Origin of the sequence: Pseudomonas berkeleyensis (genome assembly GCF_014109765.1) — a bacterium.
GTDB lineage: Bacteria > Pseudomonadota > Gammaproteobacteria > Pseudomonadales > Pseudomonadaceae > Aquipseudomonas > Aquipseudomonas berkeleyensis.
This window is the reverse complement of record NZ_CP059139.1, coordinates 1,005,466-1,028,929: the sequence shown is the minus strand read 5'-3', so window position 1 is coordinate 1,028,929 and position 23,464 is coordinate 1,005,466. Positions and strand designations below refer to the sequence as shown.

Sequence of the window (23,464 nt, the reverse complement as noted above, 5' to 3'; positions counted from 1 at the left end):
AATGATGAAACGGAATCTGCTGGTGATCGGCCTGGCCGTCCTGCTCAGCGCATGCGGCTTCCAGCTGCGTGGCACTGGCGATGTGCAATTTGCCATCAAGGAACTCAACGTAACCGCACGCGATGCCTATGGCGATACCGTGCAGGAACTGCGTGAAGTACTGAATCGCAACGACGTTCGCGTACATGCCGGTGCGCCCTACAAGCTGATAATCAGCCGCGAAACCGAGAATCGTCGCAGCGCCAGCTACAGCAGCGGCGCCCGTACCGCCGAGTACGAACTGACCATGGCTCTGGAATATGAGATCCGTGGCGCTCGGGATCTGCTGCTGACCAGCAACAAGGTCGAAGTGCAGAACTACTACCAGCAGGACGACAACAACCTGGCCGGCTCGGATCAGGAAGCCGCGCAACTGCGCCGCGAGCTGCGCCGTGAGCTGATCCAGCAACTGGCGCTCAACCTGCAACAGATCACTCCAGAGCAACTGGATCAACTGCAGCAGACCGCAGAAGCCCGCGCCAAGGCGGAAGCCGAAGCACTGGAAGCGGCTCGCCGCGCCCGCGAAAGCCAGGTCGCACCACAGCAGTCTCCCATCGAACTGCCGATCCAGTAAGGCTCACGGGCCGCGCAGGCGGCCCGATGCCTCCCTGCCTCGATGACATCACGTCCATGAAGCTTGCCCCCGCGCAACTCGGCAAACACCTGCAAGGCCAGCTCGCTCCGGTCTACGCCATCAGTGGCGATGAACCGTTGCTGTGCCAGGAAACCGCCGACGCCATTCGCCAGGCCTGCCGTCAGCAGGGATTCGGCGAACGCCAGGTATTCAATGCCGAAGCCAACTTCGATTGGGGCAACCTGCTGCAGGCAGGCGCCAGCCTGTCGCTATTCGCCGAAAAACGCCTGCTGGAGCTGCGCCTGCCGTCCGGCAAGCCAGGCGACAAGGGCACAGCGGCCCTGCTCGAATACCTCTCCCGCCCCCCAGAAGACACGGTACTGCTGCTGAGCCTGCCCAAGCTCGACGGCAGCACGCAGAAATCGAAATGGGCCAAGGCGCTGATTGATGGCCAGGCCTGCCAGTTCATCCAGATCTGGCCAGTGGATGCCAACCAATTGCCGCAGTGGATTCGCCAACGCCTCGCCCAGGCTGGTCTGAGTGCCAGCGCTGATGCGGTGGAGATGATCGCCGCACGCGTGGAAGGCAACCTGCTGGCGGCCGCCCAGGAAGTGGAAAAGCTCAAGCTGCTGGCCGAAGGCAACCAGATCGACGCTGAAACCGTGCAGGCCTCAGTCGCTGACAGTGCCCGCTTCGATGTCTTCGGTCTGATCGACTGCGCCCTGGGCGGCGATGCGGCGCATGCCCTGCGCATGCTCGAAGGCCTACGCGGCGAAGGCGTGGAAACTCCGGTGATCCTTTGGGCGCTGGCCCGCGAGATTCGCCTGCTGGCCGGTATCGCTCATGAGCAGAGCCAGGGCATCCCGCTGGACAAGGCCTTCGCCAGTGCCCGCCCTCCCGTATGGGATAAACGTCGCCCGCTGCTCTCCAAAGCCCTGCAACGGCATAGCAGCAAACGCTGGGGCCAACTGCTGCAACAGGCACAACTGATCGACGCCCAGATCAAAGGGCAGGCGGCAGGCAATCCCTGGAGCGAGCTGGCCTTGCTGACACTGCAACTGGCCGGTCAACGCCTGCGTCTCGCGTAAGTCAGTCATAAGACCCAGCCTACGCCAGCAGCTATAATCCGCCGCTTACACCCAATCGAACGCCCAGTGCGGTAGCCAGGGAAAACGGCAGCAGCAAGGTGTCGAGCAGCACGCTGGCTGGCAGATCCAGCGCCGCATGGCGTGGCGCCTCGGCACCGAAACGATCCAATGGGCAGCAGCCGCCATTGAGGCTGTACCAATCCAGTCGCGTACCGGCGTAAACCACTGGCGCCCCCGGCTTGGCGGCATCCAGCGTGCGCACCGTGGCGCAGCCACTGAGGCTCAGCACCAGCAGCACAATGAGCGGCAGACGCCGTCTCATCACCGCTCAGTCCTGATTTCGACAAGCTTGCCGTCGAGGAAACGCAGGTAGCGATAGACCCCATTGCGTGGCCCATATACCCATTGCTCGACCGTCACTCCGCCGCCCTGCTGGCTACTGGGTGGTGTCACCTCACGCTGGTCGGGCTCACCACACTTGCGCAGCACCTCGACACTGCGCTCTCCCTCATAGATCAGCGCAGTCCCACAGCGCATGGAGGCCTCGGCCACCGGCAACAGTGAAAACGCCAGAACGCCTCCCAGCACACAACGGATCGCAACCGGCATGAACAATCTCCTTAATCATCCGACACCAGGTGGTGCTCGCCCCAGCGCGGCAGCATGTCCTGGGGAACGCCCAGGCAATTGAGGATGCGCGCAACGACGAAGTCCACCAGATCATCCAGCGTCTGCGGCTGGTGATAGAAACCCGGCGAGGCCGGCAGGATGGTCACACCCATGTTCGACAACTTGAGCATGTTCTCCAGGTGGATGCTGGAATACGGCGCCTCGCGCGGCACCAAGATCAACTGGCGGCGCTCCTTAAGCGCCACATCCGCGGCGCGTTCGATCAGGTTGTTACAGGCGCCGGTAGCAATGGCTGACATGGTGCCGGTACTACACGGCACCACCACCATGGCGGTCGGCGCCCCGGAACCGGAAGCAGCCGGGGCCATCCAGTCTTCCTTGCCATATACGCGGATCTGCCCCGGTGCAGCGCCGGTGTATTCGGTAAGAAACTGAGCCATGGACTGCGGCTTGGCCGGCAATGCCACGTCGGTCTCGGTGGCCATCACCAGTTGCGCGGCCTTGGAAATCAGGAAATGCACCTCGCGCTCCTCCTGCACCAGGCAGTCGAGCAGGCGCAGACCATATTGCGCGCCGGATGCGCCGGTCATGGCCAGGGTAATGCGTTCGGGGCCGCTCATGGATGCTCCGTAGGGCGGGTGCAACCCGCCGGTTCTTTGTGGGTGGCGGGTTTCACCGGCCCTACCACAGGGTTATGCGTTTCAGATCAGCGCCTTGGCCAGCTTGCCGTGCAGGCCGCCGAAGCCACCATTGCTCATGATCACCACCTGAGTGCCTGGACGCGCCAAAGCCTTCACACCATCGATGATCGACTCCAGCGAGTCGCACACACGAGTCGGGTTGCGCGCCTGTACGACGGTCGCCGCCAGATCCCAGCCAAGATTAGGCGGCGCGTACCAGAACACCGCGTCGGCCTGTTCGGCGGACTCGGCCAGGCCATCACGATGGGCGCCCAACTTCATCGAATTGGAGCGTGGCTCGATCACCGCGATCACCTGAGTCTCCTCCCCGACGCGCTTGCGCAGGCCGTCCAGCGTCGTGGCAATGGCCGTCGGGTGATGGGCGAAGTCATCGAAAACCGTCACGCCGTTCACTTCAGCGACCTTCTCCATACGCCGCTTGGCGTTGATGAACTTGCCCAGCGCTTCGATGCCGAGCGCCGGCACCACGCCGACGTGACGCGCCGCAGCCAGCACGGCCAGGGCGTTGGCGACGTTGTGCTGGCCAGTCAGATTCCACTCCACGGTGCCTTCGACCTTGCCATCGAAGCTCACCTCGAAGCGCGAACCGTCGGCAGCGAGCAGACGCGCCTGCCATTGCCCACCTTCGCCAGTGGTCTGCACCGGCGTCCAGCAGCCCATCTCGATCACCCGCGCCAGCGCGGTTTCGCTGGCCGGATGGATGACTAGGCCTTCGCTGGGGATGATGCGTACCAGGTGATGGAACTGCCGCTCGATCGCCGCCAGATCCGGGAAAATGTCGGCGTGATCGAACTCCAGGTTATTGAGAATCGCTGTACGCGGACGGTAATGAACGAACTTGCTGCGCTTGTCGAAGAAGGCGCTGTCGTATTCGTCGGCCTCGACCACGAAGAACGGCGTGCCGCCCAGGCGCGCGGAAATCCCGAAGTTCTGCGGCACACCACCGATCAGAAAGCCCGGGCTCATGCCGGCGTGCTCCAGGATCCAGGCGAGCATGCTCGAACTGCTGGTCTTGCCATGGGTACCGGCCACCGCCAGTACCCAGCGCCCCTGCAGCACATGATCCGCCAGCCACTGCGGGCCCGAGACATACGGCAAGCCTTTATTCAGCACATATTCCACCGCCGGATTGCCGCGGCTCATGGCGTTGCCCACCACCACCAGATCCGGTGCCGGTTGCAGGTGCGCCGGGTCATAACCCTGCATCAGCTCGATGCCCTGAGCTTCCAGCTGAGTACTCATGGGCGGATAGACATTGGCATCGGAGCCCGTGACGCGGTGGCCGAGTTCCTTGGCCAGAACGGCCAGCGACCCCATGAAGGTGCCGCAGATGCCGAGAATATGGATGTGCATGGATGTCCTCGAAAAACGCCCGTGAAGAGCCGTGAAACATGGGCGGCAGGTTAGCACAGCGCCCGTCGAGCGGCTGCTGCGCCCTGTTCAGACCGAGGTGCGGGCACCAAGTTGCTGCGCCGAACAAAAATCAAACGCTTGCTTGGATTGCGCTTTCAACTGGCTTTGAGGCAGCATCGGCTGGCCTGCTGGCACAACAGCTGCATCGCCACTCCAGCCCTATTACAGAAGCCGAGGCCCACCATGCGCATCGTCCAAGCCACCCTGGAGCACCTGGACCTGTTGACCCCGCTGTTCGTCAAATACCGCGAGTTCTACAACGAACTGCCCTTCCCCGAGTCATCGCGCAAGTTTCTCGAGAAGCGTCTGCGCCGCAAGGAGTCGGTGATCTACCTGGCGCTGGCCGACGACGAAGACAAACTGCTCGGTTTCTGCCAGCTCTATCCCAGCTATTCCTCGCTGTCGCTCAAGCGCGTATGGATTCTCAACGACATCTATGTCGCCGAAGACGCTCGTCGCCAGTTGGTAGCCGACCGCCTGCTGCACACCGCCAAGCAGATGGCCAAGGAAACCAACGCCGTGCGCATGCGCGTGGCCACCAGCCGCGACAACGAGGTGGCGCAGAAAGTCTACGAATCCATCGGCTTTCGCGAGGACGACCAGTTCAAGAACTATGTACTGCCGATCAGCGAAGACTGAGCGGCAGTCTGCTCGCCCTGGCTTGCCGTGAACGGCCACCGCCCTTAAGGTGGCCGGGTTTTCCGCAGCGAAGCACTCCTCATGTGGTCACTCAAGGCCTGGCGCCGTCGGCGCACCCTCGAACGCAACCCGGTCGATCCTGAGCAGTGGGCCGAAGTGCGCAGGCGCTTGCCCATTATCGATGGTCTCGATGACATCGAGCTGCAGCACCTGCGCGAACGCGCCGTGCTGTTCCTGCATGACAAGCACCTCACCACCCTGCCCGGCCTCGAACTCGGCCCAGTCGAGCGCCTGCTGCTGGCGGTTCAGGCGCAACTGCCGCTGCTGCACCTGGGTGACCTGGACTGGTATCAGGGCTTTCACGAGATCGTCCTCTATCCGGACGACTTCCTCAGCCCACAGCGCCATCGCGACGCCAGCGGCATCGAGCACGAGTGGGACGACGCCCGCAGTGGCGAGGCCTGGCAACAGGGGCCGGTGATTCTCGCCTGGCCCGGTGTCGAGGCCAGCGGCGGCTGGGAAGGCTACAACCTGGTGATCCACGAACTGGCGCACAAGCTGGATATGCTCGAAGGCGGTGCCAATGGCCTGCCGCCCTTGCACCGCGATATGCGCGTACAGGACTGGGCGACGGCCATGCAAAGCGCGTATGACCAGCTCAATAGCGAACTGGATGCCGACCCTGACGCCGAAACCGCTATCGACCCTTACGCAGCCGAAGACCCGGCTGAGTTCTTCGCCGTGACCAGCGAATACTTCTTCACCGCCCCGGATCTGCTGGCGCAAGCGTTCCCCGAGGTCTACAGCCAGTTGGCGCGGTTCTATCGCCAGGACACCCTGGCGCGGCTGAAGCGTTTGCAGGCGGAACACCCAGACTACAGGACGGTCGAAAACGCGACCAATGGCTGAGTAGGCCAGCGTAGTAACGCATTGCGAATACGCCTATAATGCGCCCCACTTTTTTGGCCCTCCCTGGGAGTTCCCCCATGAGCTACAGCAAGATCCCGGCTGGCAAAGACCTGCCGAACGACATCTACGTTGCCATCGAAATCCCGGCCAATCACGCGCCGATCAAATACGAGATCGACCACGATACCGATTGCCTGATGGTCGATCGCTTCATGGCCACTCCGATGTTCTACCCGGCCAACTACGGTTTCATCCCGCACACCCTGGCCGACGACGGTGACCCCCTCGACGTGCTGGTCGTGACGCCTTATCCGGTTGCCCCGGGTTCGGTGATCCGTGCTCGTCCGGTGGGCGTACTGCACATGAGCGACGAAGCCGGCGGCGACGCCAAGCTGGTTGCGGTTCCACACGACAAACTGACCGTTCTGTACAAGGACGTTCAGGAATACACCGACCTTCCCCCTCTGCTGATCGAGCAGATCAAGCACTTCTTCGAGAACTACAAGGATCTGGAGAAGGGCAAGTGGGTCAAGGTAGAAGGCTGGGGCGGCGCTGAAGAAGCCCGCGGCCTGATCATCAAGGCAGTCGCGGCTTATCAGAAGTAAGCCCTGACACCTCCTAAAAGCCGGCCACAAGCCGGCTTTTTTATTGCCTTTCGCCAGCCAACCGGTACACATTCGTTACACCCAGGCAAAACGGCAGCATGCCGATATGCTGTAATCGAATACAAAACCTGACCAGCCAGGCCCAATGGACATGATGAACCTGACCGTACGTAATCGAATCATTGTCAGCTTCATGCTGATTATCGCCATCCTGGTTCTCCTGGCAGGTGCTTCCTACTTGCGCCTGGTAAAGGTCGAGGGTGAAGCCAACGGCATCCGCAACGAGTCGATTCCCGGCATTTACTACACCAGCAAGGCACAGAACATCTGGGCCGGGCACATGCTCGACACCCGCCGCCTGTTGCTGCGTTTCAGCGATGAAGGGGCTCCGGCCCTGCTCGACAGCTACCGTGAACTGTTCGCGGCAAGCGAGCAGGCGCTCGACGAGCAGTTCGTTCGCTACCTGAACACCGTGACCGATGAAAAGGAACGGGCTCTGGCCGAGCAGTTCCGCCAACAACAGCGTCTTTATCTGAACCGCCAGGGCCAGTTGCTCGATAGCCTGCTGACCACCGACCTGCGCCAGGCACGCCAATTCAGTGCCGAGCGTGTATTCCCCGAGTGGGAGAAAGGTCGAGACCTGCTGGGCGAGCTGATGGAGCTGAACCGCGCCCAAGCCGACGCCGCCGCGCTCGAGATTCGCAATGCCGTGCGTGTCATGGAGGTGGGCATGCTGATCGCCATCCTGCTGACCATCTTCGCCTCGGCCGTTTGCGGCTGGCTGCTGATGCGCGCCATAACCACACCGGTGGAGCGTATCGTCAACACCCTCAAGGTGCTGGAAAGTGGCGATCTGTCGGTGAAGCTCGACCTGCATCGCCGTGACGAATTCAACGCCATCGAGCTCGGCTTCAACAGCATGGTCGGCGAACTCAAGAACCTGGTCGGCAACGCTCAGCGCTCGGCAGTGCAGATGACCACCTCGGTCACCGAGATTGCCGCCACCTCGCGCCAGCAGCAGGCCACCGCCACCGAAACGGCGGCGACCACCACCGAGATCGGCGCCACCTCACGGGAGATCGCCGCCACCTCGCGTGACCTGGTACGCACCATGGGCGAAGTCTCCGACAACGCCGAACAGACCTCGATTCTCGCCGGCACCGGCCAGCTGGGCCTGGCGCGCATGGAAGAAATCATGCACCAGGTGATGGGCGCCGCCGACGTGGTCAACGGCAAACTGTCGATTCTCAACGAGAAGGCCGGCAACATCACCCAGGTGGTGACCACCATCGTCAAGGTGGCGGATCAGACCAACCTGCTGTCGCTCAACGCGGCCATCGAGGCCGAGAAAGCCGGCGAATACGGCAAGGGCTTCGCCGTGGTTGCCGTGGAAGTGCGCCGCCTGGCCGACCAGACTGCCGTGGCCACCTACGACATCGAACAGATGGTGCGTGAGATCCAGTCCGCCGTGTCGGCCGGCGTGATGGGCATGGACAAGTTCTCCGAAGAAGTACGCCGTGGTATCGGCGAGATGACCCAGATGGGCGATCAGCTCAGCCAGATCATCCAGCAGGTGCAGGCGCTGGCGCCACGTATCCAGATGGTCAACGAAGGCATGCAGGCGCAGTCCACCGGAGCCGAGCAGATCAACCAGGCACTGGTACAGCTCAGCGAAGCGAGCAGCCAGACCGTCGACTCGCTGCGCCAGGCCGGCGCCGCCATCGATGAACTCAATCAGGTGGCCAACAACCTGCGTGTTGGCGTCAGCCGCTTCAAGGTCTGAGCAATGCCGGCCTCCAGCAAAACAGCCACGGGCGAACTGCACCTGCAGTTTCAGCTCGGCGAGGATCGCTACGCCCTCCCCGCTCGCGAGGTCGTCGAGGTGCTGCCGCTGCGCCGCCTGAAGCAGATGCCCGAGGCTCCTGAGTGGGTCGCGGGGCTGTTCGAACACCGTGGCCGCATGACCCCGGTGATCGACCTGTGCCAGCGCGTGCTCGGCCGCAAAGCACGCTCGCGTAGCAGTACACGACTGGTGCTGGTGCGCTTCGCCCCCAGCCAGGGCGAGCACTCCCCGGTACTCGGCCTACTGCTGGAGCAGGCCACCGATACCCTGCGCCTGGCACCCGAGGCGTTCAAGGCCAGCGGCCTGGAAGCCGGCCTGCCGGATTACCTGGGCCCGGTTCAGCGCGACAGCCAGGGCGTGATCCAGCGCATCGAGGTCAGCAACCTGCTCGATGACGCCATGCGCGCCCTGCTGTTCCAACCCGTGGCGCAGGGCTGACAGCATGATCGAGCATATCGAGCGCCTGCTGAAAAGCCGCATCGGTCTGGATGCCGAGTCGGTCGGGCGCAGCGTGATCGAACGCGCCGTGCGCCAACGCATGGCTGCCATAGGCCTGCATGAACTGGAAAGCTACTGGACGACACTGGGCGGTTCGCCACGCGAACAGCAGGCCCTGGTCGAGGCCGTGGTCGTACCGGAGACCTGGTTCTTTCGTTACCCGGAATCCTTCAATGCCCTGGCCAGCCTGGCCCTGGAACGCCAGGCGCAGCTACATGGCGCACGCCCTCTGCGCCTGATCAGCCTGCCCTGCTCCAGCGGCGAAGAACCCTACTCCATCGCCATGGCCCTGCTCGATGCCGGTTTCGCTCCTGGCCAGTTCCAGATCGATGCGCTCGACGTCAGTGACAAGGTGCTGGAGCAGGCGCGCAAGGGTCTTTATGGACGCAACTCGTTCCGCGGCGACGCCCTGGAGTTTCGCGACCGTTTCTTCCGCGAGCAGGCCGGCAGCTTCCTGCTCGACGAACGCGTGCGCGACTGCGTACGCCTGCGCACCGGCAACCTGCTCGATGGCAATCTGTTCGCCGGCGAAACGCCTTATGACTTCATCTTCTGCCGCAACCTGCTGATCTACTTCGACCGCCCCACCCAGGTGCGTGTGCTGGAGTTGCTCAAGCGCCAGCTGCAGGCAGAAGGCACCCTGTTCATCGGCCCGGCAGAGGCCAGCCTGGCCAGCCAGAACGGCTTGCAGGCACTGGGTCGCCAGCAGACCTTCGCCTTTCGCCTGGCACCGAGCATACCCGCCAAACCTGCCACGATGCGTGCTGCAGCCAGCCGCACGCGGCCATCGGTCACGCCTGTGGCGCGACCGCCCCTCCCCAGCCGAGCACGCCCCGCGCCCCAAAAGGTACAGAGCCAGGCGCCAAGGCCGCAGGCACAGAGTGAAGATACCTGGACGGAAGTCGCCAGCCTGGCCAATGCCGGACGCAGTGCGCAGGCCCGCCAACTCAGCGAGCAGCACCTGCAGACCCACGGCCCCAGCGCTGCGGCCTACTATTGGCTAGGCCTGCTCAGCGACGTGGATGGGCATAGCGCACAGGCCTGTGGCTATTACCGCAAGGCGATCTATCTCGAACCACAGCATCGCGAAGCGCTGACCCACCTGGCCGCGCATCTGGAAGCCCAGGGCGACCCTGCGGGAGCACAGCGCCTTTACCGTCGAGCGCAGACGCCGGGAGTAGGTGACGATGACTGATAGCGTTGACCTGATACAGCAGACGTACACGGCGGTAGACGATTGCTGGAATCGCATCGGCGTGTTCGGCGACAAGCGCTGCCCACAGCTCGAACGCCACATCCACTGTCGCAACTGCGAGGTCTACGGCGCCGCAGCAATCGCCCTGCTCGACCGCTATGGCAACACCCTGGAGCTGGACGACAGCCAGTACGGCCAGAGCGAAGCGAGCCTGGAAACCGGTGAACAACGCTCGCTGCTGATCTTCCGTCTCGGCGAACAATGGCTGGCCATCGCCAGTCGCCGCCTGGCCGAAGTGATGCCGGTTTCACCGATTCATGTCCTGCCTCATCGCAAGACCCGTGGCCTGCTGGGCGTGACCAACGTACGCGGCACGCTGGTCGCCTGCCTGTCGCTAGGCGAACTGCTGGGGCTGGAGGCACAGGAACTGCGCCGCAGTAATCAACGGGTCATTCCGCGCATGCTCATCCTGCAGAGCGACAGCGGCCCATTGGTTGCACCGGTAGACGAAGTCAGCGGTATTCAGCGCATCGCGCTGGATAAAATCAGCACCAGCAAGGGCGAAGACAGCCGCACCATCAGCCGCTTCGCCGCCGGCGTTCTGCAATGGCAGGGCCAGAGCATCACCCTGCTGGACGATGAACCATTGCTGCAGCACATGATCGGGAGCCTCGCGTGACACCGGATCAGATGAGGGACGCATCGCTGCTCGACCTGTTCCGCCTGGAAGCCGAGGCGCAGAAACAGGTGCTCGACACCGGCCTGCTGATACTCGAGCGGGATCCGACCAACGCCAGCCAGCTGGAAGCCTGCATGCGCGCAGCGCACTCGCTCAAAGGTGCCGCGCGCATCGTCGGCCTGGACAATGGCGTGCTGGTCGCCCACGCCATGGAAGACCTGCTGGTAGCCGCACAGGAAGGCCTGCTACGCCTGCTGCCCGACCATATCGATGCGCTGCTGCAAGGCTCCGACCTGCTGCTGCGTATTGGCCAGGCGCAACAGGACGCCGAGCTGGACGCCCGGGTGGAAACCCTCACCACGCGCCTGCAAGTACTGCTCGGCAACGCCGTGCCGGCCCTGCGCACGCAGGCGGGCAGCAACAGCGCATTGCACGCGGAACACGAACAAACCCAGGCGGCCCCAAGCGCGCCCAATACCCCCGCCGACGCCAGCATCGAGGAACGCACCAGCCGCGTATTGCGCGTATCGGCCGAACGCTTCGATCACCTGATCGACCTGTCCGGCAAATCATTGGTGGAGTTCCAGCGCACCAAACCGCTGAGCGAATCGCTGTACCGTCTCAAGCGTCAGCAGGAATCTGCCCGGCGCACGCTGGAGACCCTGCGCGAACACCTGCTCGGCAGCGAACAGGATGCCACCGCACAGGCCTTGTTCAACGAAAGCCGCAATCTGCTGATCGAATGCCAGCAGCAGCTACAGGCTCACCAGGAATTGTTCGACGACTTCGTCTGGCACGGAGGGCAACGTACCCAGCAGCTCTACGACCTGGCCCTGGCCTCGCGCATGCGCCCCTTCGCCGATGTGCTCACCGGGCAGACACGCATGTTGCGTGATCTCGGTCGCTCACTGGGCAAGCAGGTGCGCCTGGAGATCGAAGGCGAGAACACTCAGGTCGACCGCGACGTGCTGGAGCGCCTGGAAGCCCCGCTGACCCACCTGCTGCGCAACGCCGTCGACCATGGCATCGAGCCACCGGCCCTGCGCACGCGCAAAGGCAAAGAAGAAGAAGGCCGAGTGCTGCTGCGCGCCCGTCACCATGCCGGCATGCTGGTGCTGGAGGTCAGCGACGACGGCGCCGGAATCGACCTGCAGCGCGTCGCGCAGGCGGTGGTGAAACGTCGCTTCGCCTCGGCCGAACAGGTCGAGCAGATGACCGAGGAGGAACTGCTGTCCTTCCTCTTCCTGCCAGGCTTCAGCATGAGCCAGCAGGTCACCGAAGTCTCCGGCCGCGGCGTCGGCCTGGATGTGGTGCAGCACGAGATTCGTCGCATGCGCGGCAACGTGCGCCTGCTGCAAACGCAGGATCAGGGCTGCCTGTTCCACCTCGAACTGCCGCTGACGCTATCGGTGGTACGCGCGCTGGTGGTCACCATTGGCGGCGAGGCCTACGCCTTCCCGCTGGCGCAGATCGAACGCATGCTGCGCCTGCCGCGTAGCGCCATCGTCCAGCTCGAAGGGCGCCAGCACTTCTGGCTGGACGACGAGCATGTCGGCCTGATCTCGGCGGCGCAACTGCTGCAGTGCGCGGAAAAACAGGGAGAAGACGACAGCATCCCGATCGTACTGATTCGCGACCGCGAGCAGTATCACGGCCTGGCCGTGGAAGCCTTCCTTGGCGAATTCACCCTGGTACTGATGCCGCTCGATCCGCGCCTGGGCAAGGTGCGCGACGTCGCCGCAGGCGCCTTGTTGCATGACGGCACCCCGGTGCTGATTCTCGATGTCGACGACCTGCTCAACTCGGTGGGCAAGCTGCTCGGCGACGGCCATCTGGATCGGGTCGACCACAGCAGCAATGCCCGCCAGGCCGTGAGCAAGCGCGTGCTGGTGGTGGACGACTCGCTCACCGTGCGCGAGCTGGAGCGCAAGCTGCTGCTTAGCCGCGGTTATCAGGTCTCGGTGGCCGTGGATGGCATGGATGGCTGGAATGCCCTGCGCGCCGAAGCCTTCGACCTGCTGATCACCGATATCGACATGCCGCGCATGGATGGCATCGAACTGGTGACCCAGGTGCGCCAGGATCCGCGCCTGCGCTCGCTGCCGGTGATGGTGGTGTCGTACAAGGATCGCGAAGAGGATCGCCGCCGCGGTCTCGAGGCCGGCGCCGACTATTACCTGGCCAAGGCGAGCTTCCATGACGAAGCCCTGCTGGACGCCGTACAGACCCTGATAGGTGAGGCACGCGAATGAGGATCGCCATCGCCAACGATATGCCACTGGCCGTCGAGGCCCTGCGCCGCGCCCTGGCGGCCGAGCCGGAATACCAACTGATCTGGGTAGCCGGCAACGGTGAGGAAGCCGTACGCCGCTGCCGCGAGGATCTGCCGGATCTGCTGCTGATGGACATGCTCATGCCCGGCATGGATGGCGTGGAGGCGACCCGGCGGATCATGCACGACACGCCGTGCGCCATTCTCATCGTCACCTCCGACGTCGAGCGCAACATGGCGCGGGTCTTCGATGCCATGGGCGCGGGTGCCCTGGACGTGGTCGCCGCCCCTTCGCTCGGCCCCCAGCAGGTACTCGACGCCGCCAGCGTGCGGCGCAAGATCCACAACATCGCCTGGATGATCGGCCACAAGACCTCGCGCACGGTCAAACCGGCGCCGCTGCGCAACAGCGACAACCGTGGCAAGCGCCTGGTGACCATTGGCGCCTCGGCAGGTGGACCGGCCTCACTGGTCGAACTGTTGCAGCAGATTCCGGCTGATTTTCCGGCCAGCATCGTGCTGGTGCAGCATGTCGACGAAGTGTTCGCCGCAGGCATGGCGCAGTGGCTCGGCAGCGAGTCACACATGCCGGTGCGCCTGGCCCAGGAAGGTGAAACCCTGCAGCCGGGTGCCGTGCTGCTGGCCGGCACCAACAACCACCTCTACCTCTCGCCGGAAGGACGCCTGGTCTATCGGCGTGAACCGGCCGATCAGGTCTACCGGCCGTCTATCGATGTATTCTTCGAAAGCGTGGCCAGTTACTGGCGCGGCGAAGCGATCGGCGTACTGCTGACGGGTATGGGGCGCGATGGCGCCAGGGGCCTGAAGCTGATGCGCGAACGCGGCTTTCACACCATCGCCCAGGATCAGGCCAGCAGTGCCGTCTATGGTATGCCCAAGGCCGCCGTGGCCCTGGGTGCCGCAGCGGAAGTGCTACCCCTGGACAAAATCGCGGCACGCCTGGTCGAGCGACTGAGCTGAGATCGATATGCCACCTATAACCCAAAACAACGGCGGAGATGCACACATGCAGCGGCCTAACGGGAACTCCACTCACTATCTCGGCCTGCCCGACTATTCCATGATGGTGCTACTGGTCGACGATCAGGCCATGATCGGTGAAGCCGTGCGCCGCGCCCTGAGCGAAGAGAGCGACATCGACTTCCACTTCTGCTCCGACCCGCACCAGGCACTGAGCGTGGCCCAGCAGATCAAGCCGACGGTGATCCTGCAGGATCTGATCATGCCCGGCGTCGATGGTCTCGAACTGCTCACCCAGTACCGCGCCGCACCAGGCCTGAAGGACGTGCCGATCATCGTGCTATCGACCAAGGAAGACCCCAAGGTCAAGAGCGCCGCCTTCACCGCAGGCGCCAACGACTATCTGGTGAAACTGCCGGACGTGATCGAGCTGCTGGCGCGCATCCGTTATCACTCGCGCTCCTACCTGACCATGCTGCAGCGTGACGAGGCCTACCGCGCCCTGCGTGAGAGCCAGCAACAACTGCTCGACACCAACCTGGTACTGCAACGCCTGATCAAGTCCGACGGGCTGACCGGCCTGGCCAACCGCCGCTATTTCGATGAATACCTGGAAATCGAGTGGAGCCGCGCACTACGCGATCAGAACGAACTGGCCCTGCTGATGATCGATGTCGACTACTTCAAGGCCTATAACGACCAGCATGGCCACGTGGCCGGTGACCAGGTGCTGCGTCGCGTTGGCGAGGCGTTGCGCACCAGTTGCACGCGAGCCTCGGATCTGGCCGCCCGCTATGGCGGCGAGGAATTCGCGGTGATCATGCCCGGTACCGCCGCCGGTGGCGCGCGCCTGCAGGCCGAGAAGATCCGCCGTGAAGTGGAAGCCATGGGCATCCCTCACAACCTGCCCAAGGCGGGCTCGGCGATCAGCGTCAGCATCGGTATCGCCACCATCAGACCGTCACCGGAAGGTGATCCGCTGAGTCTGGTGGTCAAGGCCGACGAAGGCCTCTATCTGGCCAAGCATGGCGGTCGCAATCAAGTCGCGATGGCCAGCAACAACCAGTGAGCTCGGCGCCCACCAATAGCCGGTAATCGCCCACTTTCGCCCGCCTGCTTGCCGCCTGCTAATCCCCACAAAACCCGCATACCGCCTGACTCCGAAGCCTCCTGCGAGGCTTGCGGGGTGGTTCTGCGCACTGTAGCCAATGGCGCATCAATTGACTGAATTAACCAGTTAGTACATTTTCCCGGCAGTTCGTCACAACAACAAGAGAAGCCCTCATGACGCCCTGCATCCTGGTGCTCAATGGCCCCAACCTCAATCTGCTTGGTACCCGCGAGCCGGCCACCTACGGCCATGAAACCCTCGCCGACATCTCCCAGCTGTGCGCCGCTACCGCGGCCGAATGCGGTCTGAAGATCGAGTTTCGCCAGACCAACCACGAAGGCGAACTGCTCGACTGGATCCACGGCGCACGCGGTCGCTGCGCCGGCATCCTGATCAATCCGGCAGCCTGGACGCACACCTCGGTGGCGATTCGTGACGCCCTGGTGGCCAGCGAACTGCCGGTGATCGAAGTGCACCTGTCCAACGTGCACAAGCGCGAGCCGTTCCGTCATCACTCCTTCGTCTCGTCGATCGCCGTCGGCGTCATCTGCGGCCTCGGCAGCCAGGGCTATCGCCTTGGCCTGCAGTACTTCGCTCAATCGCTCAAGGGTTAAGACCATGTCCTCGGTTACCAGCGGCATTCTCGCCGGCCTCATCGGCAAAGGCATTCAGGCCTCCCGCACTCCCGCCCTGCATGAGCGAGAAGGCGATGCACAGGGCCTGCGTTACCTCTATCGCCTGATCGACCTCGACCAGCTCGGGCGCGATATCGACGCCCTGCCTGAACTGCTCCAGGCGGCGCAGAGCATGGGTTTCACCGGTCTCAACATCACCTTTCCGGCCAAGCAGGCGATCATCCCGCTGCTCGATGAGCTGTCGGACGAAGCGCGTGGTATCGGTGCGGTGAACACCGTGGTGCTCAAGGACGGCAAACGCGTCGGCCACAACACCGACTGCCTGGGCTTCGCCGAAGGTTTTCGCCGCGGCCTGCCTGACGTGAGCCGCCGCCGCGTGGTGCAGATGGGCGCGGGCGGCGCAGGCGCTGCAGTGGCGCATGCCTTGCTCAGCGAAGGCGTCGAACACCTGAGCATCTTCGAAGTGGAACCTGGCCGCGCACAGGCCCTGGCCGACAACCTCAACGCACACTTCGGCAGCGAGCGCGCCGTGGCCGGCACCGACCTGGCGGCCGAAGTGGCGGCAGCCGACGGCCTGGTCAATACCACGCCGGTGGGCATGGCCAAACTGCCGGGCACCCCCTTGCCGGTGGAGTTGCTGCACGCCGGGCTGTGGGTCGCCGAGATCATCTACTTCCCGCTGGAAACCGAGCTGCTGCGCCACGCCCGCGCGCTGGGTTGCCGCACCCTGGACGGCGGCAACATGGCGGTATTCCAGGCGGTCAAGGCGTTCGAGCTGTTCAGCGATCGCCCAGCCGATGCCGAGCGCATGCAGGCGCACTTCGCCAGCTTCCGCTGAGCTTGCTGTAAGCGGGGGCGCACCGTGCGCCCCTCTCCGGCGGGCTACCTGACGTCGGCCCGCCCGCTAGCCGAGAACCGGCTTCAGCAGCGCCTGCGCCTCGTACAGCGGGGTGAGATAGCGCTGGCGCATCTCGTCGATCGCCATCCGTGATGCGTGGGTGGTCAGCGCCATCGCCGCCTTCAGCTCCCCCTTGCGATCCCGTAGCGGCACCCCCAGGACACGCATCCCCACCTCGTATTCACCGTCGACCGTGCAGTAGCCCTGCTGGTTGATCCTCTGCAGTTCTTCACGAAACTGCTCGGCGTTGGTCTGGGTATAGGGCGTCAGGCTGCGCAGCTCGGTACGCTGCAGATACTGATCGAGCGCCTCTGGCGACAAGTTGGCCAGCCAGATTCGACCACTGGCTGTGCAGTAAAGCGGCATACGCGCACCGGGTCGGATCGACAGCGATGAAATATGGCTGTAGCGGCTGCGCACGATATGCACGATGTCGTCGCCGTCACGCACCCCGACCGAGATATGTTCACCGGTGATGCGCGCCACCTGTTCAACGATTGGCCGCAGCATCAGCGGCAATTGCGCCGAGTCCACATACGCCTGGCCAATACGCAACGCCTTGGCCGTCAACCAGTAGTGGCGTCCATCCGTCTCGGCGAACCCCTCGTGCACCAGCGTCAGCAGAAAGCGCCGCGTCGCACTGCTGGTCATGTCGCAGCGCCGTGCCGCGTCCGGCACCGTCAGCCGAGGCGTCTCCACGCTGAACAGCTGCATCAGCGCCAGGCCCTTCTGCAGCCCTGCAATCAGATCACGCGGATGGATCACCGGACTCTTCATATCGGCCTCGATTCATGCAAACACTGCGATTATCGCACTAGGACTGCGATAAACAACCAAAACCTCGATCTGCCGCGTTGTGAGGGGGCAGCGCTCAACGCACCATGCTGGCCAACAACAACTCCAATACGCAGGCACCTTGCATGGTCAACGGCTCCACAGAACTGGTCGCGATCGTCGGCTCGCCCATCGCCCAGGTCAAATCCCCGGAAAACTTCAATCGCTGGTTCGAAGGCAACGCTCTGAACCGGGTGATGCTGCCAATCGACATCAGCGCCCAGGCACTGTCCTCCTTCATCGATACCCTGCGCGGCTGGCAGAACCTGCGCGGCTGCGTGGTGACCATTCCCTACAAGCAGCAGGTGGTCGAGCACCTCGACGAACTCAGCGAGCGCGCCCGCGCCCTGCGCTCGGTCAACGTGATTCGTCGCGAGGCTGACGGCCGCCTGATCGGCGACAACGTCGACGGTGAAGGCTTCCTCAACGCCGGACGCCAGCAAGGCTTCGATGCCAAGGGCAAACGTGCGTTGGTCATCGGTGCCGGTGGCGTCGGCAGCGCCATCGCCTATTCACTGTGCCAGGCCGGCGTTTCCGCCCTGAGCCTGTCCGACGTCAGCCATGAGCGTGTGGAAGCCCTGGCACAACTGCTACGCAGCGCCTTCCCCGGGCTGCCGGTCAGTACCCGAGTCGACAGCCTGAGCCAGTTCGAGCTGATCGCCAACGCCTCCCCGGTGGGCATGGGCGACAGCGGCGAGTTGCCGCTACCGCAAGCATTGCTACAGAGCCTGCCGGCCAGCGCGCACGTCGCCGATGTGGTGACAGCCCCGGAAATCACGCCCCTGCTGGCCCTGGCCAAAGCCCGTGGTTGCAGCATCCAGACCGGCCCGCAGATGGCCCTGGCACAAGCCGGCAACCTCGGCCACTTCATGGGCGCAACCGCGCTGGTTCTGTGAGGAGAACAGGATGAACGCAGCCATTCAAACTGCCGCTACTCAAACCATTCCAGGCAACGCGCAGGTCTACGACCTGATCGTGCTGGGTAGCGGCGCCGCCGGTTTTGCCGCTGCCACCACCGCAGCCTGCCGTGGCTTAAAAGTGCTGATGGTGGAGAAGGCTTCCACCTTCGGCGGCACCTCGGCGATTTCCGGTGGCGCCGTATGGATCTATGGCACCGACCAGGCCAAGGCCGCAGGCGCCAAGGACAGCGCCGAAGCGATGCGCAGCTACCTGCAGCATGTGATCGGCGCCGGCTACGACGCAGAACTGATTGACGCCTTCATCGAGCGTGGCCATGAGGCGATGCGCTGGCTGCATGCCAACACCGAGTTGAGCTATAGCCTGCGCCCGCATTCGCCGGACTATTACCCCGATGCTCCCGGCGGTACCGAGCGCGGCCGCGCACTGGAAATCGATGAATACGACGGCAATCGTCTGGGTGAGCACTTCGCCAAGCTGCGCATGCCGCCACCGGGCATGCTGCTGTTCGGCGGCATGATGGTGAATCGCGTCGATATCCAGCATTTTCTCAGCTTCCGTCGCTCGCCCGCCTCGCTGTGGCACTGCATCAAACTGATGAGCCGCTACGCGCTGGATCGCCTGCGCCACCCGCGCGGCACTCGCCTGACCACAGGCAACGCACTGATCGCCCGCCTGGCCACCACCGCGTTCGCCAATGGCGTGGAGCTGTGGCTGGATAGTCATGCGCAAGAGCTGATCATCGAGGACGGCGCCGTGCGCGGTGCCCGTATCACCCGCGAAGGCCGCACCCAGGACGTACGCTCGCGTGGCGGCGTGGTCTGCGCCATGGGTGGTTTTGCCGCCAGCGCCATGGCCGCCAACTTCCGCCCGCCCAGCCTCGATCCGCACCTGACCATGTCGCCGCCCAGCAACATCGGCGACGGCCTGCGCCTGGGCGCAGCGGCCAATGCCGCAGTCGGCGAGGGCCTGGCAGCGAATTTCTTCTGGGCCCCGGTTTCCGAGGCCGTGCATGCCAACGGCGAACGCGAGCGCTTCCCGCATCTGGTGACCGACCGCGCCAAACCCGGCGTGATTGCCGTCAACCAGGCCGCACAGCGTTTCGTCAACGAATCCAATTCCTACCACCACTTCGTGCAGACCATGTTCGCCACAGGCAACACCCGTTGCTGGCTGATCTGCGATGCCACCGCGATGAACAGCTATGGCATGGGCCTGGCTCGCCCTAGCCCGGTGGACAACAGCGCGCTGGTTGCCTCCGGCTATCTCAAGCAAGGCAAGACCATCGAGCAACTGGCGCAGAGCATTGGCCTGAACCCGCTCGCCCTGCGCCAGACCCTGGAACGCTACAACCAGGACGCTCGCGAAGGCGTCGACCGTGCCTTCGAAAAGGGCGGCAACAGCTACAACCGCTACATGGGCGACCCGGCCCGCCGCCCGAACCCGTGCCTGGCGCCGCTGGAGCGCGGCCCGTTCTATGCCATCGCCATCCATACCGGCGACCTCGGCTCGGCACGCGGCCTGCGTACCGACCGTTTCGCCAACGTGCTGGACAGCCACGGCAAGCCCATCGAAGGCTTGTACGCCGGCGGCAACGACATGAACTCGATCATGGACGGCACCTACCCCGGCCCCGGCATCACCCTCGGACCGGGCCTGACCTTCGGCTACATCGCCGCCACCCATATCGCCGAGCGTCTCGCCTCGACCACCCAGACGTCCAAGGAGTAACTCATGTTCTACGAAATGCGCACCTACACCCTCAAGCCCACCCGAATGGCCGACTGGCTGGCGCTGTACCAGAGCGATGCGCTGGCCGTGCAGACCGAGCACCTGGGGCAACTCGTCGGCTTCTTCACCACCGAGTTCGGTGAAGCCAACCAGGTGGTGCACATCTGGGCCTACGACAGCCTCGACGAGCGCAGCAAGCGCCGCGCCGCCATGGCCGCCGACCCGCGCTGGGCCGCCTTCGGCCGCAAGAACAAGGAACTCGACGCGGTCGTCACCCTGGAGTCGCGCATCCTGCGACCGACCGGGTTCTCGCCCCTGCAGTGACCTGACCTAACTCCGTACCACTCACAAACGCAGGCGCCACGGCGCCTGCGCAGGACTCGCTCGCCCATGCAAAACGACAAGAACAAGCAGGCCAGGCGTACGCTCGACTGTGACGTGCTGGTGATCGGCTCCGGCGCAGCCGGGCTGACTGCGGCAGTGACCGCGGCAGAGCACGGCTTGAGCGTGGTGGTGGCGGAAAAGGCCGAACAGCTTGGTGGTACCAGCGCCTGGTCTGGTGGCTGGCTGTGGATACCGCGCAACCCGTTGGCCAGGGCTGAAGGCCTGGTCGAAGAAGGCGATGCGCCAGAGCGCTACCTGCGCGAGCAGACTCATTGTCAGCGACTCGACGCGCTGCAGCAGGCCTACCTGCAACGCGGCCCGGAGATGATCGAGTTCTTCCAGAGCCGTACCGCCGTGCAGTTCTATTCCGGCAGCCGCATGCCGGACATGCGCGATGGCGACGGCGCGTCTGCTGGCGGTCGCTCATTGTGCGCCCAGCCCTTCGATGGCCGGCTACTCGGCGATACCCTGAAACGGATGCGCGCTCCGCTGGATATCGTCAGCCTGTTCGGCATGGGCATCGCCGGTGGCGCCGACATGGCCGCCTTCTTCAATGCCCGTCGCTCGCCACGCGCCGCCCTGCATGTAGCCAGCCGTCTGCTGCGTCATCTGCGCGACTGCCTGCTGCAGGGTCGCGGCAGGCAACTGGTCAACGGTAACGCGTTGGTGGCGCGCCTGCTGCGCAGCGCCCTGGATCGCCAGGTCGAACTGCTCAGCGCCAGCCCCGCTCACCACCTGCTGCACGCCAACGGCCGGGTCTACGGCGCCGTGCTGCAACAGGCGCAGGGCGAGCTGCTGGTCAATGCGCACCGCGGCGTGGTGCTGGCGTGCGGCGGCTTTCCCCATGATCGCCAGCGCATCGCCCAACTGATCGCGCACGCCCCGACGGGTACCGAGCATCACAGCGCCGCCCCGCTGGAAAACACTGGCGATGGTCTGCGTCTGGGCGAAACGGTAGGGGCCGTGGTCGCTGCAGACCTGGCGCATGCAGGCGCCTGGGCACCGGTCTCGTGCGTGCCGCGTCGTGATGGCAGCGTCGGCAACTTCCCGCACCTGGTCGACCGGGCCAAACCGGGCTTCATCGCCGTGCGTCGTGATGGCAAGCGCTTCACCAACGAGGCCGACTGCTACCACGACTTCATGAACGCGCTGATCGAGGCCACACCCGCAGGCGAGCCCATCGAGGCCTGGCTGATATGCGACGCCAAGGCGCGCTGGCGCTACGGCATTGGCTGGGCCAAGCCGCTGCCATTCAGCGATGGCTACTACCAGCGTCGCGGCTATCTGCACAGCGGCGCCAACAGCGCCGAACTGGCGGCCCGCTGCGCCATCGATGCATCGGCGCTGCAAGCCACGCTGGAGCGCTTCAATCACTTCGCCAGCCTGGGGGAAGACCCTGATTTCCAGCGCGGCCGCTCTACCTACAACCGCGCCCAGGGCGAGGCACTGCAACAGCCCAACCCGTCACTACGCGCCCTGCGCGGACGCCTCTACGCGGTGAAGCTGCACCCCGGCAGCCTGGGCACCTTCGCCGGCCTGCGCACCGATGCCGATGCGCGCGTCCTGGACGCGGGCAGCCAGCCCATCGACGGGCTGTTCGCCGTGGGCAACGACATGAACAGCGTGATGGCCGGCCATTACCCCAGTGGCGGTATCACCCTCGGGCCGGCCATGACCTTCGGCTACCTCGCCGGCCTGGCCCTGGCCGATGACAGCACATCGCGCCAGACAGCTCGCCCCGTCCCCACACAACAGGAGGTTCAGGCGCTGTAGCTGGGCGCCTCGCCTGCTCTCGACTCACCTGCAAGACAAGGTACGCCCCGGCCTGAACAGGGGTTCACAACAACAACCGATGGAGAACATCCACATGCTCAAATCCCTACTGACCGGCGCCGCTCTCGGACTCAGCGCCCTCACCCTGGCCTTGCCGGCTCACGCCGCTTACCCCGAACGCAGCATCCAGGCCGTCGTCCCCTGGGGCGCCGGTGGTGCTACCGACAACGTGATGCGCAGCCTGAGCGCACACGTCGAGAAAGAACTCGATACCAAACTGGTCATCACCAACCGTCCAGGCGGCACCGCGCTGATCGGTGGCAGCTACGTCAAACAGCAGCGCCCCAACGGCTATACCCTGCTGCTGGGCGCGGAAAACCCACAGCTGTATCAGGTGATGGGCCTGGCCGATTTCGACTACAGCGCCTTCTATCCGGTCAACATCATCGCCCAGAACAGCGTGCTGATCGCCGTGACGGCAGACAGCCCATGGCAAACCATGGACGACCTGCTCAACGCCATCCGCAAGGGCGACGGCAATATCCGCATGGGCAGTACCGGCGTCGGCGCGCTGCAGAACACCGTATTCTCGATGTTCCGCGCCGTGGAGTATCTGAAAGTCCGTGAAGTGAATTTCCAGGGCGAAGGCCCGATCGTCAGCGCCCTGCTCGGCGGCCATATCGACTTCACTCCGCTGTCCTTCGCCGCCAGCAAGGAAATGGTCGCCTCGGGCAAGTTCCGCGCCCTGGCCGTGTTTGCCAGCGAGGAAATGCCGGAACTGCCAGGCGTCGAACCGATCACCAAGACCTTGCCGGATCTGGCGCAGTACCTGCCATGGGGGCCGTTCTATGGCGTGTTCGTGCACAAAGACACCCCGGACGAGATCAAGCAGACGCTGGTCAAGGCTTACGCCAATGCCGTGGCAAGCGAGGACTATCAAGCGTTCCTGAAGAATTTCGGCGCCAAGACCCTGAATATCCACGGCACCGAAGCTGACGCCTTCCTCAAGCGCTGGCAGTCGGTCACCACCTGGTCGATGTACAAGGCCAAGGCCGTGGCCATCTCGCCGGAGTCGGTCGGTATCGCACAACCCTGATCCATGAAAAAGCCCCTG

Annotated in this window: 24 protein-coding genes; 19 read left to right on the top strand and 5 right to left on the bottom strand. The window is 64.1% G+C overall.

The window, feature by feature from the left end:
- Window position 1: 1 nt before the first annotated feature.
- Both HS968_RS04725 and holA read left to right on the top strand, forming a co-directional pair.
- Window positions 2-613: an LPS-assembly lipoprotein LptE gene (locus HS968_RS04725; RefSeq protein WP_182370384.1), complete on the top strand. Its 612-nt coding sequence runs from the start codon at window positions 2-4 to the stop codon at window positions 611-613.
- A 56-nt stretch (window positions 614-669) separates the two neighbouring features.
- Window positions 670-1,701 carry a DNA polymerase III subunit delta gene (gene holA, locus HS968_RS04720; RefSeq protein ID WP_182370382.1) on the top strand — a complete coding sequence of 344 codons (1,032 nt, stop codon included), beginning with the start codon at window positions 670-672 and terminating at the stop codon, window positions 1,699-1,701.
- A 31-nt stretch (window positions 1,702-1,732) separates the two neighbouring features.
- Here the strand turns inward: holA and HS968_RS04715 are convergent, their stop codons facing one another.
- From HS968_RS04715 to mpl, 4 genes are all read right to left on the bottom strand, one after another.
- The gene (locus HS968_RS04715) at window positions 1,733-2,023 is read right to left on the bottom strand and encodes a YceK/YidQ family lipoprotein (RefSeq protein WP_182370380.1); all 291 of its coding nucleotides are present in this window, start codon (window positions 2,021-2,023) and stop codon (window positions 1,733-1,735) included.
- Complete coding sequence (locus tag HS968_RS04710) at window positions 2,023-2,310, bottom strand: DUF2845 domain-containing protein (protein ID WP_182370378.1); 288 nt, start codon at window positions 2,308-2,310, stop codon at window positions 2,023-2,025. The genes HS968_RS04715 and HS968_RS04710 overlap by 1 nt, the downstream gene beginning before the upstream one ends.
- An 11-nt stretch (window positions 2,311-2,321) precedes the next feature.
- A complete protein-coding gene (gene ubiX, locus HS968_RS04705; protein ID WP_182370376.1) occupies window positions 2,322-2,951 on the bottom strand; it encodes a flavin prenyltransferase UbiX in 630 nt (209 codons plus the stop codon).
- Window positions 2,952-3,032: 81 nt separating this feature from the next.
- Window positions 3,033-4,385 carry a UDP-N-acetylmuramate:L-alanyl-gamma-D-glutamyl-meso-diaminopimelate ligase gene (mpl, locus tag HS968_RS04700; RefSeq protein WP_182370374.1) on the bottom strand — a complete coding sequence of 451 codons (1,353 nt, stop codon included), beginning with the start codon at window positions 4,383-4,385 and terminating at the stop codon, window positions 3,033-3,035.
- A gap of 243 nt (window positions 4,386-4,628) precedes the next feature.
- On the opposite strand from mpl, the gene HS968_RS04695 reads away from it, so the two are divergent.
- From HS968_RS04695 to HS968_RS04640, 12 genes are all read left to right on the top strand, one after another.
- The gene (locus HS968_RS04695) at window positions 4,629-5,084 is read left to right on the top strand and encodes a GNAT family N-acetyltransferase (protein ID WP_182370372.1); all 456 of its coding nucleotides are present in this window, start codon (window positions 4,629-4,631) and stop codon (window positions 5,082-5,084) included.
- A gap of 81 nt (window positions 5,085-5,165) precedes the next feature.
- Window positions 5,166-5,993: a M90 family metallopeptidase gene (locus HS968_RS04690; RefSeq protein WP_182370370.1), complete on the top strand. Its 828-nt coding sequence runs from the start codon at window positions 5,166-5,168 to the stop codon at window positions 5,991-5,993.
- A 77-nt stretch (window positions 5,994-6,070) separates the two neighbouring features.
- A complete protein-coding gene (gene ppa / locus HS968_RS04685) occupies window positions 6,071-6,598 on the top strand; it encodes an inorganic diphosphatase (RefSeq protein ID WP_182370368.1) in 528 nt (175 codons plus the stop codon).
- Window positions 6,599-6,749: 151 nt separating this feature from the next.
- Window positions 6,750-8,381 (top strand): methyl-accepting chemotaxis protein, encoded by a 1,632-nt coding sequence (locus HS968_RS04680; protein WP_182370366.1) that lies wholly within the window; start codon window positions 6,750-6,752, stop codon window positions 8,379-8,381.
- A gap of 3 nt (window positions 8,382-8,384) precedes the next feature.
- Window positions 8,385-8,879, top strand: coding sequence for a chemotaxis protein CheW (locus HS968_RS04675; protein WP_182370364.1), 495 nt, complete (start codon window positions 8,385-8,387; stop codon window positions 8,877-8,879).
- A 4-nt stretch (window positions 8,880-8,883) separates the two neighbouring features.
- On the top strand, window positions 8,884-10,134 hold the full coding sequence (locus tag HS968_RS04670; RefSeq protein ID WP_182370363.1) for a CheR family methyltransferase: 1,251 nt from the start codon (window positions 8,884-8,886) through the stop codon (window positions 10,132-10,134).
- Entirely contained in the window at window positions 10,127-10,813 is a 687-nt protein-coding gene (locus HS968_RS04665) for a chemotaxis protein CheW (RefSeq protein WP_182370361.1), read from the top strand. The genes HS968_RS04670 and HS968_RS04665 overlap by 8 nt, the downstream gene beginning before the upstream one ends.
- Window positions 10,810-13,065: a hybrid sensor histidine kinase/response regulator gene (locus HS968_RS04660; RefSeq protein WP_182370359.1), complete on the top strand. Its 2,256-nt coding sequence runs from the start codon at window positions 10,810-10,812 to the stop codon at window positions 13,063-13,065. Before HS968_RS04665 ends, HS968_RS04660 begins: the two co-directional genes overlap by 4 nt.
- Entirely contained in the window at window positions 13,062-14,066 is a 1,005-nt protein-coding gene (gene cheB / locus HS968_RS04655; protein WP_182370357.1) for a chemotaxis response regulator protein-glutamate methylesterase, read from the top strand. The genes HS968_RS04660 and cheB overlap by 4 nt, the downstream gene beginning before the upstream one ends.
- Window positions 14,067-14,112: 46 nt before the next feature.
- A complete protein-coding gene (locus tag HS968_RS04650; RefSeq protein ID WP_182370356.1) occupies window positions 14,113-15,135 on the top strand; it encodes a response regulator in 1,023 nt (340 codons plus the stop codon).
- Between the two features lie 215 nt (window positions 15,136-15,350).
- Entirely contained in the window at window positions 15,351-15,791 is a 441-nt protein-coding gene (gene aroQ / locus HS968_RS04645) for a type II 3-dehydroquinate dehydratase (protein WP_182370354.1), read from the top strand.
- A gap of 4 nt (window positions 15,792-15,795) precedes the next feature.
- Complete coding sequence (locus HS968_RS04640) at window positions 15,796-16,650, top strand: shikimate dehydrogenase (RefSeq protein WP_182370352.1); 855 nt, start codon at window positions 15,796-15,798, stop codon at window positions 16,648-16,650.
- 66 nt (window positions 16,651-16,716) lie between these two features.
- On the opposite strand, the gene HS968_RS04635 is transcribed toward HS968_RS04640, so the two are convergent.
- Window positions 16,717-17,487: an IclR family transcriptional regulator domain-containing protein gene (locus HS968_RS04635; protein WP_182370350.1), complete on the bottom strand. Its 771-nt coding sequence runs from the start codon at window positions 17,485-17,487 to the stop codon at window positions 16,717-16,719.
- Between the two features lie 143 nt (window positions 17,488-17,630).
- On the opposite strand from HS968_RS04635, the gene HS968_RS04630 reads away from it, so the two are divergent.
- The 5 genes from HS968_RS04630 (at window position 17,631) to HS968_RS04610 (ending at window position 23,446) form a co-directional block, all read left to right on the top strand.
- The gene (locus HS968_RS04630; RefSeq protein WP_182371574.1) at window positions 17,631-18,440 is read left to right on the top strand and encodes a shikimate dehydrogenase family protein; all 810 of its coding nucleotides are present in this window, start codon (window positions 17,631-17,633) and stop codon (window positions 18,438-18,440) included.
- A 10-nt stretch (window positions 18,441-18,450) separates the two neighbouring features.
- Window positions 18,451-20,193 carry an FAD-dependent oxidoreductase gene (locus tag HS968_RS04625; RefSeq protein WP_182370349.1) on the top strand — a complete coding sequence of 581 codons (1,743 nt, stop codon included), beginning with the start codon at window positions 18,451-18,453 and terminating at the stop codon, window positions 20,191-20,193.
- A 3-nt stretch (window positions 20,194-20,196) separates the two neighbouring features.
- Complete coding sequence (locus HS968_RS04620; RefSeq protein WP_182370348.1) at window positions 20,197-20,517, top strand: NIPSNAP family protein; 321 nt, start codon at window positions 20,197-20,199, stop codon at window positions 20,515-20,517.
- 66 nt (window positions 20,518-20,583) lie between these two features.
- On the top strand, window positions 20,584-22,350 hold the full coding sequence (locus tag HS968_RS04615; RefSeq protein ID WP_182370347.1) for an FAD-dependent oxidoreductase: 1,767 nt from the start codon (window positions 20,584-20,586) through the stop codon (window positions 22,348-22,350).
- A 94-nt stretch (window positions 22,351-22,444) separates the two neighbouring features.
- Window positions 22,445-23,446 (top strand): tripartite tricarboxylate transporter substrate binding protein, encoded by a 1,002-nt coding sequence (locus HS968_RS04610; RefSeq protein WP_182370346.1) that lies wholly within the window; start codon window positions 22,445-22,447, stop codon window positions 23,444-23,446.
- The last annotated feature ends 18 nt before the right edge of the window (window positions 23,447-23,464 follow it).

Coding starts and splice junctions, on each gene's coding strand:
- HS968_RS04725 (WP_182370384.1), top strand. CDS start 2: ATGATGAAACGGAATCTGCTGGTGATCGGCCTGGCCGTCCTGCTCAGC.
- holA (WP_182370382.1), top strand. CDS start 670: ATGAAGCTTGCCCCCGCGCAACTCGGCAAACACCTGCAAGGCCAGCTC.
- HS968_RS04715 (WP_182370380.1), bottom strand. CDS start 2,023: ATGAGACGGCGTCTGCCGCTCATTGTGCTGCTGGTGCTGAGCCTCAGT.
- HS968_RS04710 (WP_182370378.1), bottom strand. CDS start 2,310: ATGCCGGTTGCGATCCGTTGTGTGCTGGGAGGCGTTCTGGCGTTTTCA.
- ubiX (WP_182370376.1), bottom strand. CDS start 2,951: ATGAGCGGCCCCGAACGCATTACCCTGGCCATGACCGGCGCATCCGGC.
- mpl (WP_182370374.1), bottom strand. CDS start 4,385: ATGCACATCCATATTCTCGGCATCTGCGGCACCTTCATGGGGTCGCTG.
- HS968_RS04695 (WP_182370372.1), top strand. CDS start 4,629: ATGCGCATCGTCCAAGCCACCCTGGAGCACCTGGACCTGTTGACCCCG.
- HS968_RS04690 (WP_182370370.1), top strand. CDS start 5,166: ATGTGGTCACTCAAGGCCTGGCGCCGTCGGCGCACCCTCGAACGCAAC.
- ppa (WP_182370368.1), top strand. CDS start 6,071: ATGAGCTACAGCAAGATCCCGGCTGGCAAAGACCTGCCGAACGACATC.
- HS968_RS04680 (WP_182370366.1), top strand. CDS start 6,750: ATGATGAACCTGACCGTACGTAATCGAATCATTGTCAGCTTCATGCTG.
- HS968_RS04675 (WP_182370364.1), top strand. CDS start 8,385: ATGCCGGCCTCCAGCAAAACAGCCACGGGCGAACTGCACCTGCAGTTT.
- HS968_RS04670 (WP_182370363.1), top strand. CDS start 8,884: ATGATCGAGCATATCGAGCGCCTGCTGAAAAGCCGCATCGGTCTGGAT.
- HS968_RS04665 (WP_182370361.1), top strand. CDS start 10,127: ATGACTGATAGCGTTGACCTGATACAGCAGACGTACACGGCGGTAGAC.
- cheB (WP_182370357.1), top strand. CDS start 13,062: ATGAGGATCGCCATCGCCAACGATATGCCACTGGCCGTCGAGGCCCTG.
- HS968_RS04650 (WP_182370356.1), top strand. CDS start 14,113: ATGCAGCGGCCTAACGGGAACTCCACTCACTATCTCGGCCTGCCCGAC.
- aroQ (WP_182370354.1), top strand. CDS start 15,351: ATGACGCCCTGCATCCTGGTGCTCAATGGCCCCAACCTCAATCTGCTT.
- HS968_RS04640 (WP_182370352.1), top strand. CDS start 15,796: ATGTCCTCGGTTACCAGCGGCATTCTCGCCGGCCTCATCGGCAAAGGC.
- HS968_RS04635 (WP_182370350.1), bottom strand. CDS start 17,487: ATGAAGAGTCCGGTGATCCATCCGCGTGATCTGATTGCAGGGCTGCAG.
- HS968_RS04630 (WP_182371574.1), top strand. CDS start 17,631: ATGGTCAACGGCTCCACAGAACTGGTCGCGATCGTCGGCTCGCCCATC.
- HS968_RS04625 (WP_182370349.1), top strand. CDS start 18,451: ATGAACGCAGCCATTCAAACTGCCGCTACTCAAACCATTCCAGGCAAC.
- HS968_RS04620 (WP_182370348.1), top strand. CDS start 20,197: ATGTTCTACGAAATGCGCACCTACACCCTCAAGCCCACCCGAATGGCC.
- HS968_RS04615 (WP_182370347.1), top strand. CDS start 20,584: ATGCAAAACGACAAGAACAAGCAGGCCAGGCGTACGCTCGACTGTGAC.
- HS968_RS04610 (WP_182370346.1), top strand. CDS start 22,445: ATGCTCAAATCCCTACTGACCGGCGCCGCTCTCGGACTCAGCGCCCTC.